The 11,511-nt window shown below is 71.2% G+C and carries 13 protein-coding genes and 2 pseudogenes; 7 read left to right on the top strand and 8 right to left on the bottom strand.

The window, feature by feature from the left end; genetic code table 11:
- Positions 1-456: PHP domain-containing protein (locus tag GT030_RS30135; protein ID WP_237522922.1), on the bottom strand; the 456-nt coding region annotated here is incomplete at its 3' end.
- A 123-nt stretch (positions 457-579) separates the two neighbouring features.
- On the opposite strand from GT030_RS30135, the gene GT030_RS30130 reads away from it, so the two are divergent.
- Positions 580-846: a hypothetical protein gene (locus GT030_RS30130; protein WP_161203801.1), complete on the top strand. Its 267-nt coding sequence runs from the start codon at positions 580-582 to the stop codon at positions 844-846.
- Here the strand turns inward: GT030_RS30130 and GT030_RS30125 are convergent, their stop codons facing one another.
- The 3 genes from GT030_RS30125 to GT030_RS30115 form a co-directional block, all read right to left on the bottom strand.
- Positions 847-2,082, bottom strand: coding sequence for a family 16 glycosylhydrolase (locus GT030_RS30125; RefSeq protein ID WP_161203800.1), 1,236 nt, complete (start codon positions 2,080-2,082; stop codon positions 847-849).
- A 117-nt stretch (positions 2,083-2,199) separates the two neighbouring features.
- Positions 2,200-2,793, bottom strand: coding sequence for a VanZ family protein (locus GT030_RS30120; RefSeq protein ID WP_161203799.1), 594 nt, complete (start codon positions 2,791-2,793; stop codon positions 2,200-2,202).
- A gap of 84 nt (positions 2,794-2,877) precedes the next feature.
- The gene (locus tag GT030_RS30115) at positions 2,878-3,564 is read right to left on the bottom strand and encodes a DUF4230 domain-containing protein (RefSeq protein WP_346009773.1); all 687 of its coding nucleotides are present in this window, start codon (positions 3,562-3,564) and stop codon (positions 2,878-2,880) included.
- Positions 3,565-3,755: 191 nt separating this feature from the next.
- On the opposite strand from GT030_RS30115, the gene GT030_RS30110 reads away from it, so the two are divergent.
- Positions 3,756-4,709 (top strand): ribose-phosphate pyrophosphokinase, encoded by a 954-nt coding sequence (locus tag GT030_RS30110; RefSeq protein ID WP_161203797.1) that lies wholly within the window; start codon positions 3,756-3,758, stop codon positions 4,707-4,709.
- A gap of 10 nt (positions 4,710-4,719) precedes the next feature.
- On the opposite strand, the gene GT030_RS30105 is transcribed toward GT030_RS30110, so the two are convergent.
- Entirely contained in the window at positions 4,720-5,088 is a 369-nt protein-coding gene (locus tag GT030_RS30105) for an anti-sigma factor antagonist (protein ID WP_346009772.1), read from the bottom strand.
- A gap of 182 nt (positions 5,089-5,270) precedes the next feature.
- On the bottom strand, positions 5,271-5,588 hold the full coding sequence (locus GT030_RS30100) for a DUF4235 domain-containing protein (protein WP_161203795.1): 318 nt from the start codon (positions 5,586-5,588) through the stop codon (positions 5,271-5,273).
- Positions 5,589-5,789: 201 nt separating this feature from the next.
- Here GT030_RS30100 and GT030_RS30095 point away from each other — a divergent pair, with 201 nt between their 5' ends.
- Positions 5,790-6,725 carry a cation diffusion facilitator family transporter gene (locus GT030_RS30095; protein ID WP_346009774.1) on the top strand — a complete coding sequence of 312 codons (936 nt, stop codon included), beginning with the start codon at positions 5,790-5,792 and terminating at the stop codon, positions 6,723-6,725.
- Between the two features lie 75 nt (positions 6,726-6,800).
- Here the strand turns inward: GT030_RS30095 and GT030_RS30090 are convergent, their stop codons facing one another.
- Positions 6,801-7,250, bottom strand: a complete 450-nt coding sequence (locus GT030_RS30090; protein WP_161203794.1) for a nitroreductase family deazaflavin-dependent oxidoreductase — start codon at positions 7,248-7,250, stop codon at positions 6,801-6,803.
- 359 nt (positions 7,251-7,609) lie between these two features.
- On the opposite strand from GT030_RS30090, the gene GT030_RS30085 reads away from it, so the two are divergent.
- The 3 genes and pseudogenes from GT030_RS30085 to GT030_RS30075 all read left to right on the top strand — a co-directional run bounded on the left by GT030_RS30085 (position 7,610) and on the right by GT030_RS30075 (position 9,668).
- A complete protein-coding gene (locus tag GT030_RS30085) occupies positions 7,610-8,839 on the top strand; it encodes a cytochrome P450 (RefSeq protein WP_161203793.1) in 1,230 nt (409 codons plus the stop codon).
- Positions 8,840-8,851: 12 nt separating this feature from the next.
- Positions 8,852-9,052 (top strand): ferredoxin, encoded by a 201-nt coding sequence (locus tag GT030_RS30080; protein ID WP_135784678.1) that lies wholly within the window; start codon positions 8,852-8,854, stop codon positions 9,050-9,052.
- 32 nt (positions 9,053-9,084) lie between these two features.
- Positions 9,085-9,668, top strand: a pseudogene (locus tag GT030_RS30075) (flavoprotein).
- Here the strand turns inward: GT030_RS30075 and GT030_RS30070 are convergent.
- Complete coding sequence (locus GT030_RS30070; RefSeq protein ID WP_237522925.1) at positions 9,598-10,350, bottom strand: endo alpha-1,4 polygalactosaminidase; 753 nt, start codon at positions 10,348-10,350, stop codon at positions 9,598-9,600. The pseudogene GT030_RS30075 and the gene GT030_RS30070 overlap by 71 nt on opposite strands.
- A gap of 362 nt (positions 10,351-10,712) precedes the next feature.
- Between GT030_RS30070 and GT030_RS30065 the strand changes: the two are divergent.
- Positions 10,713-11,511 (top strand): annotated as a pseudogene (locus tag GT030_RS30065) (hydrolase); the annotation flags it as partial.

Below are 11,511 nucleotides of genomic sequence, written 5' to 3'. Positions count from 1 at the left end.
CAGCCGCTCGGGGGAGAGGCCGCGGGCCACGGTGAGGCGGGGGGAGTGGTCGGTGAGCGCGGTCCACTCGTGGCCCAGCTCGGCCGCCGCCCAGCCCATCTCCTCGATGGGGCTGCCGCCGTCCGACCAGTCCGAATGGGTGTGGCAGTCGCCGCGCAGCAGCGCCCGCAGCTCCTCGCCGCCGTCCGCCGTCAGCGGGCCCCCGGCGTCCTCTTCCAGCGAGCGCAGATAGGTGGGCGTGTCCCCGGCCACGGCCTCCTCGACCACCTTCGCGGTCTTCGGGCCGATCCCCTTCAGCGTCTGGAGCGTCCCCGCGGAGACCCGCCGGGCGATCTCGTCCTCGGGAAGGTCCTTCAGTACGCGCGCGGCCGTGCGGAAGGCCCGCACCCGGTAGGTGGGCGCGAGCGAGCGCTCCAGCAGAAAGGCGATCCGGTCCAGCGCCGCGACGGGTTCCATGGCCACCTCCCGGCTCCGCACGGACCTCCAGGGTTGCCCACCGGGGCGGTCCGCGCACGGTGGCGGCCCGGACGGCCCGTGCGGACGAGCCTTCCCCGCCGCTCGCGTTCTACGCTCGGAGGCATGACCGAACAATCAGCTCCGTACATGTCCAATCCGCGCATCCGGGTGCTCGGGGTCTGTGAGGGCAGGCCGGGTTCGCCGCCGTTCCGGGTCATGGAGATCGACGGCGAGGTGATCGGCGAGGTCACGTCCATCACGGGGGTGCTGGAGGCCGCCGCCGCCCGCGGCATCGTCATCCACGACCTGGACGACCCGGACGTGGTCCGCTGGGTCGGCGGCGACAAGTTCACCTGGCGGGTGCGCGGTACCCGCCGAGGCAGGGGGTAGCTAGCCCACCGTCCACTTCTGGGCGGCGGTGCCGTTGCAGGTCCACAACTGGAGCCGGGTGCCGTTGGCCGAGTTGGCGCCCGTCACGTCCAGGCACTTGTCGGCCTGCGGATTGACGATGTCGTTGGCCGAGGACACCACCCACTTCTGGTTGGGGCTGCCCGCGCAGTCCCACAGTTGCAGGGGCGTACCGTCCGCCGTGCCGTTGTCCTTCAGGTCCAGGCACTTGCCGAGCGCGCGGATCGTGCCGTCCGAGCCGACCGTCCACTGCTGGGCCGCCGAGCCGTTGCAGTCGTAGAGCTGTACGGGGGTGCCGTTGGCGGAGTTCGCCGCGGCCACGTCCACGCACTTGCCGGCCAGGCCCCGGATGGCCTGGCCGCCCGTCGGGCCGCCGCTGGTGGTCACCGACACCGAGTCCACGACGAGCTGCGCCGGGAACTGGGTCGAGCCGTCCGGGTCGCCGGGCCAGTAGCCGCCGACCGCGAGGTTCAGGATCAGGAAGAACGGCTTGTTGAAGACCCAGGTCTTGCCGCCCAGGTCGGCCGGGGTGCGCCGCTGGTAGACATTGCCGTCCACCGTCCAGGTGATGGAGTCAGGCGCCCAGTCGACCGCGTAGGTGTGGAAGGCGTCGGCGAAAGCCTGCCCGTTCGGCAGCGAGTAGCCCGCGCCGATGCCGCCCGAGCCCGAGTAGCCGGGGCCGTGGATGGTGCCGTGCACGGTGGAGGGCTCGAAGCCGACGTTCTCCATCACGTCGATCTCACCCGAGTCCGGCCAGTTCACCGGCGTGCCCAGCATCCAGAAAGCGGGCCACATGCCCTGCCCGCGCGGGATCTTCATCCGGGCCTCGACGTGCCCGTACTGCGCGTTGAATTTGCCCGAGGTGTTCAGCCGGGCCGAGGTGTACTGGCAACTTCCGTACCAGCACTGGTAGTTCGCCGGGTTCTCGCGCTTGGCGGTGATGACCAGGTGGCCCTGGCCGTCCAGCGCCGCGTTCTTGGTGCCCGAGGTGTAGTACTGCCGCTCGTGGTTGTTGACGTTGTCTCCGGTCTCCAGCGTCCACTTGGAGCCGTCGACGGCGGAGCCCGCCGGGCCGTCGAAGGAGTCCGAGAACGTCGCGGCCGCGACGGCCGGGGCGGCGGCCGTGTCGGCCCTCGCGGGACCGACGGCCGCCGCGCCGACCAGCGCGGCGGAGAGAGCGGCAAGGAGGCATCTGCGGAGCAGGCGTGGGGATGCCATGACTCTCCGTTTCACATGGGGGGAGTGACGCCTCTTGTTGTAGAGACCGGGACCGGGGCCGTCAATAGCTTGGTACAGACCAGTGAGCGGCCGACCGGACAAACCGGTTCAGGACGCTCAGTCCTGCACGGCCTTGGGCCGCCGCGCGTGCACCGCCCGCCCCAGCCGGCGCCCCAGCAGCAGCCAGCCCAACAGCGCACCCGCGGTGTTGAGAATGACGTCGTCGATGTCGAAGGCCCGCCCGGTGATCAGCGCGCCCTGGGTCAGCTCCACCATCAGCATCACCAGCGCGGTCAGGAACAGGACTTGCAGGATGCCCCGCGCGCGGGGAGCCAGCACCGGCACCAGCACGCCGAACGGCACGCCCAGCAGCACGTTGCCGCCGATCTGCTTCAGGGCGTCGTGGACCGTCCCGTAGTCGAAGTACGCCTTCAGGGAGTTGCCCGGCCGCAGGTTGCTGTGCGTCAGTGCCTCCGAGGCGGGCGACGGCTCCAGCGTGACCTTGGCCAGCGCGATGGCGAAGGCCACCATGAACACGAACGCGAGCAGCATGATCGGCAGCCGGATCGGCAGCGGCAGCGGCTTGCGCTCCGCCACCACCGGCTCCGTCACCGCCGGCTCCGGCTCGGCGACCGGCTCGGTCTTCTCCACGCGCCCCCGCCGCAAAGGGGTGCGCAGTACGGTCGGCAGGCGTAGGGCGGTACGGGCCATGAGGTGGTCCTCCAGTCGTGAACATCCCCGTGAGAAGCAGCGAATGCCCGGTAAGCGGCCGGTGATGCCTGACCGGGCAAGGCGTCAGGGGCCGTACGAGACGCGTACGTCCTTGAAGCCGAGGGAGCGCAGCAGGCCCTGGAGCATGCCGGTGGTGTTGGATTCGGCGCGCGCGGTCAGCTCGCTGTCGCGGGCGGCCTCGCCGATGTGCTTGACGGCCAGCTTCTGCACCGCCTGCTCGCCGTTGGGGTTGTCCGAGAACAGATCGCCCAGCCGGTCCAGCAGGCCGCGCTGCTTGGAGACGGCGTAGGAGCGGTCCGGGTCCAGCGCGGGCTTGCCGAGCTGGGCGTGCGGCAGCCTCAGCACGGCGGAGGTGCGGTCGTCGTTGACCGTCACGTCCTTGTCGCCGACCTTGCCGAGGTCCACGTAGGAGTCCACGGTGCCCGCGCCGACGTACAGGGTGCGGGTGCCGCGCAGCGCGTCGGGCAGGTACTTGGCGTTCTTCTCCAGGTCCACGACGACCTGGAAGTTGCCCGAGGCGGCCTGGTAGCGGCTCATGTCCTGGATGGACTGGAGCAGCGCCGGGCCCGAGCGGTCGCGGGACTCGGTGCCGAACAGGTCCTTGATGCCGGGCAGCACGGCCAGTGGTATCCCGGCGAACAGCAGCACCAGCACCAGGGCGATGGCCGCCAGCACCTTGACCCAGAGCGGCGTCCGCCGGGGCCGCCCCTGGACCGGAGTCGTCCTGCCGGCCGTAGTCGTCTTCTCCACGGTTCTCCCTTCCCCCTCCTCGGATGCCCGCCAACAAAGCGAACAGGCAATCGAGTTGACCATCCCCTACCGCTGACGTACGTACCCCTGCCGCTCCCGTACGAGACCCGCCACGCCCGGCGTCCGGGACGGGGGAGGGGCGGCCGGTAGCATGGCCGCCCAGCCCGTACCGATCATGCGAGGAGCGGATCGTGCGAGACATCGCCGTCTTCAGCGGCAGCGCCCACCCCCGGCTGGCCGAGGAGGTGTGCGCGCACCTGGGCGTCACGCTCAGCCCCGCACGGGTCAGCAGGTTCGCCAACGACTGCCTGGAGGTCCAGCTCCGGGCCAACTGCCGCGAGCGGGACGTGTTCCTGATCCAGCCTCTGGTACGGCCGGTGCAGGAGCACCTGGTGGAGCTGCTGATGATGTGCGACGCGGCCCGCGGCGCCTCGGCGGCCCGGATCACCGTCGTCATGCCGCACTACTCCTACGCCCGCTCGGACAAGAAGGACACGCCCCGCATCTCGCTCGGCGGCCGTCTGGTGGCGGATCTGCTGGTGGCGGCGGGCGCCAGCCGGGTGCTCACCATGACCCTGCACTCCCCGCAGGTGCACGGCTTCTTCTCGGTGCCGGTCGACCATCTGCACGCCCTGCGCGAACTCGCCGCGCACTTCCGGCAGTACGACCTCTCGCGCACCACGGTCGTCTCCCCGGACCTCGGCAACGCAAAGGAGGCCGCCGCCTTCGCCCGGCGGCTCGGCGCCAGGGTCGCGGCCGGCGCCAAGCAGCGGTTCGCGGACGACCGGGTCAGTATCAGCTCGGTGATCGGCGACATCGCCGGCCGGGACGTGATCGTGCTGGACGACGAGATCGCCAAGGGCAGCACGGTGCTCGAACTTCTGGACCGCCTGAGGGAGTTGGGTCCGCGCTCGATCCGGGTCGCCTGCACCCACGGCCTGTTCGCGGCGGGGGCGCTGAAGCGGCTGGGGGAGCAGCCGGACGTGCTGGAGATCGTCTGCACCAACACCGTGCCGGTCCCCGAGGACGAGCGCACCGACAAGCTCCGGGTGCTGTCCATCGCCCCGGCGCTGGCGGAGGCGATGCGGCGCATCCACGACGGAGAATCGGTGAGCGCGCTGTTCGAGCAGCCGGCGGAAGCCTAGGGGCTGTCTCCTAGGGGTTGTCCGAGACCCCCAGCGCGGACTCCAGAGTCGGGTGCGGGGGCAGGACGCGGGTCAGGCCCGTGACCGCCAGGACGCGCAGGGTCAGGGGGTGCACGCAGACCAGCTGGAGACGGCCGCCGCGTTCCAGGACCCGGTGCCGGGCCCGGCTGACCAGGCGCAGGCCCGAGCAGTCGAAGAACTCCACGGGGCGCAGATCCAGCACCACCCGCACACGCTCGCGGCCGGTGAGCCGGTCCAGCAGGGGTGAGATCTCCGCCGCCGAGGCGATGTCTATCTCACCCCGTAACTCCAGCACGGTGTGCCCGTGCTCCTCACGCACCCGCAGATGCCGGCTGAGCGGGGTGGGTTCCTCCCGCACGACGGCACCACCTCCCACCCGTCCCACCCGCGCCCGCGACGGACCGCGCCGCGCGGCGACCAGCTCGACAGGAGGAATTTGAGCATGTTCGCTTGACATATGTCTCCGGGTTTGACGGAGCCCGTTCGAATTTGTGTTCTTGTGATCGACCCGGTGCTCCGACTTCGCTGGCGGCCGGGTGTTCAGCGTTTGGCCGGAGCCGCGTTCGGGTGTGGCCAGGTACCCGTGGAGCGCGCGACCGCCTTGGCGCGCGTACGGTCCACCACGCTGCGCGCCACCGCGAAGATCGCGCCCTGCACCGCGGCCGCCAGCAGGATCTCGCCCCAGCCCCGGTCCGGGTCCAGCGGGTCGGGTGCCTCCTCCTCGTGCCGGATCACCATCCACGCCTTCCGGAAGGCCAGCCCGGCCAGCGCACCGCCGGCCCAGCTCAGCGCGAAGCCCACCGGTTTGTGCAGGAGGGGCGCCTTGATCTTGCTCATGTTCTTGCTCTTCTTCGCCATGTGACACTCCTTCCTCACCGGGCCCGCTCCCTCCCCGGACCGTCCCCGACCTCCCCCGTCCGGGCCCGTGTGATCCTCGCCGCCGGGGGCAGTTGCCGACAGGTGAGCGCTACTTCGGAAAAGCAGCCGGACACGACGACCGGCGACAGCGACGGCCAGGAGGCCGCCAAGTCCGACGGACACACCCGCGTCACCGTCCTCGTGGCACTCGCCGCGAACCTGGTGATCGCGGTGGCCAAGGCCGTCGGAGGGATCTTCGCGGGCTCGCCCGCCCTGCTGTCGGAGGCCGCGCACTCCGTGGCCGACAGCCTGAACGAGGTGTTCCTGCTGGCCGCGCTGAGCCGCAGCCGCCGGCCGCCGGACGCCCGCCATCCCTTCGGCTACGGCAAGGAACGGTTCTTCTGGTCCCTGCTGGCGGCGGTCGGCATCTTCGTGATGGGCGGCTGCTTCTCCTTCTTCCAGGGCTTCGAGGCGATCAGGAGCGGAGCCGAGGAGAAGTTCAGCGGCTACATAGCGGGCCTCGTCGTGCTCGGCGTCGCCTTCGTCGCCGAGGGGGTGTCCCTGATCCGGGCGGTGCGCCAGGCGCACCGGCAGGGCGAGGGCGTCGGTGACGTCCAGGACCCCGCGCTGCGCACCGTACTCGCCGAGGACGGCACCGCGGTGCTCGGTGTGACCTTCGCCGCCATCGGCATGGTGCTGCACATGCTCACCGGGCAGGCCGTCTGGGAGGGCTGCGCGTCGATCCTGATCGGCGGCCTGCTGGTCTACGTCGCCTACCGGCTCGGCCGCGACGCCCGCGACCAGCTCATCGGCGAGGCCGCCGACCCCGAGCTGACCGGGCGGATACGGGAACTGCTGTGCGCCCAGCCGGAGATCGACAGCGTGGAGGCGCTGTTCACCATGAAGACCGGCGTCGACTCCGCCCTCGTGGCCGCGCGCATCGACCTGGTGCCGGGAATGGACAGCGAGGAGGTCGAGGAGATCGCCGTCCGTATCAAGCGGTCCGTCGCCGAGATGTTCCCCGAGGCCGGGCAGATCTTTTTCGACGTCACCGACCGCGACCACACGGGCCACGACCACACCGACCGCGCCGCACATGAAAGCCCCGCCGCGACGGGGGAGCGCGGCGGGGCCTGACCTACGCGTGCCCTCCGGGGGACGGTTCACACCCGCCGTACGCGGAAGGTACGTGAGCCGCCCCCCGGCGGCCGTTCAGCTCGCGCCGGCCGGCTCCAGGACGAAGACCGGGATCTCCCGGTCGGTCTTCTCCTGGTACTCGGCATAGGGCGGGAAGGCCGCGACGGCCCGCTCCCACCACTGGGCCTTCTCGTCGCCGTTCACCTCGCGGGCGCGCATCTCCCGCTTCTCCGGGCCGTCCTGGAGTTCGACCGTCGGGTCGGCCTTGACGTTGAAGTACCAGACCGGGTGCTTCGGCGCGCCGCCCACGGAGGCGACCACCGCGTACTTCCCGTCGTGCTCCACCCGCATCAGCGGCGTCTTGCGGAGCTTGCCGCTGCGGTTGCCGCGCGTGGTCAGGATGATCACCGGCAGCCCGGTGTCGAGCAGCGTGTTCCCCTCCCTCCCGCCGGAGCTCTCGTACAGCTCGACCTGATCGCGTACCCATTGCTCCGGGCTCGGTTCGTACTCGCCTTCAAGAGCCATGGCTCTCCCCTTCGTCGTGTTTCGTCCTGCCGACGGCTTCACGCCTGCGCTCCACCGCAACACCGGGGGCCGCCGGAATCATCCGTACCGCGCATCCTCTGGGCCACGCGGGTGAATAGCCGGATCTCTCGGCCGGTCTCCGGCCGCCGGTGGCCGAAAAGGGGCGTACACGACGACACTGGGAGGACCGATGTGCGTCGGACGACCGGATTCCGCTGTCCGGACACCTCCGGTGGCCGCGCTTCTTCGGCCAGATCCGACGGGTCACCGATCTGGCCGAACTTGCCGTCGCCCCATAGGTGCCCCGGGCATCTAATGAAGATCGGTTCGAGGTACTTCTTCGTCTGCGAGGTCCATTCATGACGGAACTGACGGACACCACCGGCCCGGCGAAGGCGGCCGATCCCGTCGCCTTCCCGCAGGACCGCACCTGTCCCTACCACCCGCCCACCGGGTACGGCCCGCTGCGCGAGGGCCGGCCCGTGTCCCGCGTCACCCTGTACGACGGCCGCGAGGTCTGGGCCGTCAGCGGGCACTCCGCGGCCCGCGCGCTGCTCGCCGACCCCCGGCTCTCCAGCGACCGGCGCCGCCCCGAGTTCCCCATCCCCACCGCCCGGTTCGCGGGCGTGCGGGACCGCCGGGTCGCCCTGCTGGGCCTGGACGACCCCGAGCACCAGGTCCAGCGGCGGATGATGATCCCGTCGTTCACGGTCAAACGCGCCGCAGCCCTCCGGCCCGCCATCCAGAAAATCGTCGACGACCTCCTGGACGCGATGATCGAGCAAGGGCCCGGCGCCGAGCTGGTGTCGGCCTTCGCCCTGCCCGTGCCGTCCATGGTCATCTGCGACCTGCTCGGGGTGCCGTACGCCGACCACGAGTTCTTCGAGGAGCAGTCCCGCAAGCTGCTGCGCGGGCCGACGGCCGACGACAGCCAGAACGCCCGCAAGGAGCTGGAGACCTACCTCGGTGGCCTCATCGACGCCAAGGCCGGCCACCCCGAGCCGGGCGAGGGAGTACTGGACGACCTGGTCCACAAGCAGCTCAGCGAGGGCGCGCTGGACCGAGCCGAGGTCGTCTCGCTCGCCGTCATCCTGCTGGTCGCCGGGCACGAGACCACCGCCAACATGATCTCGCTGGGCACCTACACCCTGCTCCAGCACCCCGACCGGCTGGCCGAGCTGCGCGCCGACCCCGCGCTGCTGCCCACGGCCGTCGAGGAGCTGATGCGGATGCTGTCCATCGCCGACGGCCTGCTCCGGGTGGCCGTGGACGACATCGAGATCGAGGGGGTCACCATCCGGGCCGGGGAGGGCGTGATGTTCTCCACCTCGGTGATCAACCGCGACGACTCCGTGTACCCCGACCCCGACGCCCTCGACTTCGGCCGCTCCGCCCGCCATCACGTCGCCTTCGGCTTCGGCATCCACCAGTGCCTCGGCCAGAACCTGGCGCGCGCGGAGCTGGAGATCGCCCTCGGCACCCTCTTCGCCCGGCTGCCCGGCCTGCGCCTCGCGGTCCCGGCCGAGGAGATCCCCTTCAAGCCCGGCGACACGATCCAGGGGATGCTGGAACTCCCCGTGACCTGGTAAGAGGCTTCTCCCATGCACACCGACATCGAGATCGACAAGGACCTCTGCATCGGCGCGGGCCAGTGCACACTGGCCGCCCCGAGCGTCTTCACCCAGGACGACGACGGCTACAGCACGCTGCTGCCCGGCGCCGAGGACGGAGCGGGCAGCCCGATGCTCCGGGAGGCGGCCCGCGCCTGCCCGGTCGGGGCGATCACCGTCACCGAGAGCTGACCGCCGCTCAATTGGACTTATAGGGTTTCCCGGTGACCGAACTCGCCGGGAAACCCTTTCTCTACGTCGTCGTCTGCGCGGCCGGGGTCGCCTCCGGCGTCGGCACGCTGATCGCCGAGGCCCAGGAGCGGGGCTGGGAGGTGGGCGTGATCGCCACCCCTGCCGCGATGAACGGCTTCTTCGACGTGCCCGGCACCGAGTCCCGCACCGGGCGTCCCGTGCGCCCGCCTGGCGCTCCCCGGCCGACCCCCGCCCCTTCCCGCCGCCGGACGCGGTCGTGGTGGCCCCGGCGACCTTCAACACCGTCAACAAGTGGGCCGCGGGCATAGCGGACACCCTGGCCGTCGGCACCCTGTGCGAGGCGCTGGGGCTCGGCGTGCCGATCGCTGTCCTGCCCAGCGTGGGCGAGGCGCTGGCCACCCACCCCGCCTACCAGGAGAGCCTGACCCGGCTGCGCGGGCTCGGCGTCCGCTTCGGCGAGGGACGGGTGCCGGGCGGGTCGCGTGGACCCGCGGGCTGGAGCTGCTGGACCGGCCCTGAAGGCATCAGCCCGTGCGGCGCACGTACCCCGCCTCGCCCGGTGTGGAGACGTCCAGGTCACGGCGGACGATGCTGAGCCGCGAGCCCCAGCCGGCCAGGGCCTTGCGCAGGCCGCTGTCGGTGTACTCGATGTCCAGCACCCGGTCGTCGTAGGCGCGGGCGTAGGTCCCGCACTCGTCGTACTGGCCGCACTCCTCCGCCACCGCGAAGTCGAGACCGGCGCTCTTGTGGTGGCCGGCCAGCTCCGGGGTGTTCTTCTGGCCGACGGCCAGGCGGCGGGCGTGCGCGTGCCGGGTGAGCAGGCGCATGAAGGCGGTCGCGTCGGCGGGGGTGAGCAGGCGGCGGGAGCGGGTGTAGCTGTCGTAGTTGTCGGGCTCTATCGCGTCGTAGCCCTTCTCGGCGCAGCCGTCGGTCCAGCGGTTCACCCGGTCGGCGATCCGTTTCCGCTTGGCCGGGGTACCGATGTCGAGCAGGGGCTCGTCCCAGTCCTCGTCGATGACGACCTTGCCCGCGCGGTCACGCAGCAACAGGTCGGCCGGCCAGTCGGCGCGCTCCTGCGGCTGGGCCTGGAAGGCGTTGACGTAGCAGACGTTGTACAGCCCCTTGGCGGGGGAGTCGGCGCGGTCACGGGTGACGACACGGACTCCTGCGGGCGGGGGGTAGGCACCGCCGATCTGGTAGTCGAACCCGGCGTGCCTGGGCGGAAGTCGGGGGCTCTCGGGTGCGGGGCTCCCGGTGGCGCACCCGGTGAGGAGCAGCGCGAGGGCGAGGAGGACGGCTCGGCTCCCGCCGCGCGGGCTCGTCTCGGTCGGCACCCGGATGATCCAACCCGGCGGCCCGGAGCACGTCAACTCTTTGCCCGGACCGTGCCCGGAAATGCGCGTCCAAGCCTTCTTTTGGTGCGTCAACGCTTTCGTCTCTACTGAATACGAGTCAAAGACTTCCCGTGAACTCGTTTCCCGACGGGAGATCCCTTGTTCCCTCCTGTCGCCCTGTGCGAAAGTGTGCGTCGCCGTGACGGAGGTGATTGCCCTTCACCAAAAGGCAGTTGAGTCACCTCGTCCACCGTCCTGCCGATTGGTACGGACCTGATTCCGTGTGGATTCTGGAGGAATAGCGCGTGAAGGGCGAAGGGCCGTCGAATTCCTGGGATTCCGCCGGGCCGTTCGGGATCTCCGACGGCGAACTCAGCGCGGAACTCCAGAAGTGGACGGGATCGGCGTCCGCCCTCCACCCCGTCGGTGAACTCCTCGACCGGCACTGGGCCGCCGCCTTCGCCTACGCCCGGCTGTGCACCGACGGGCCCCGCGCGGCCGGCATGCTGACCACGGCCGCGTTCACCCGGCTGTTCGGCGAGTCGCTGCACCAGGCCGGCCCTTCCGCCGCCTGGCGCCCCCACCTGCTGGTCACCGTACGGCGCATCGCCGCCGAATGGGACACCGACGGCCGCCAGGAACTTCTGCACCCCGCGCTGCGGCCCGACCCGGCGAGCGGGGAGCGCGTCGCCGGCCGGTTGCTCCCGCCACCGGGCCGACGGCTGCTGGCCCGCGCCTTCCAGCGGCTGCCCCAGCCCTCCCGCGCGGTGCTCTGGCACACCGAGGTCGAGGGCGAACCCCTCGCCGTGCCCGCCGCGCTGCTCGGGCTGGACGAGGAGAGCACGGCCGTCGAACTCGCCCGCGCCCGCGACCGGTTGCGCGAGGAGTGCCTGCAGACCCATCGCGAGCTCGCCCCCGACGCCGAGTGCGGACGCTACCTGCGGATGCTGGACGTCACCTTCCGGCGCGGCGGGGGACTCGCCATGGACCCGGACCTGCGCGGCCACCTGGACGGCTGCGGCCACTGCGCCCGCACCGCCGACCAGCTCGCCCGCTTCCACGACGGACTCCCCCTCGCGCTCGCCGAGGCCGTGCTCGGCTGGG

The sequence above is a fragment of the Streptomyces sp. SID1328 genome, assembly GCF_009865595.1.
GTDB classification, from domain to species: domain Bacteria; phylum Actinomycetota; class Actinomycetes; order Streptomycetales; family Streptomycetaceae; genus Streptomyces; species Streptomyces griseoluteus.
Note: the sequence above shows the minus strand (reverse complement) of the source record. Positions and strands in the feature narration are given on the sequence as shown.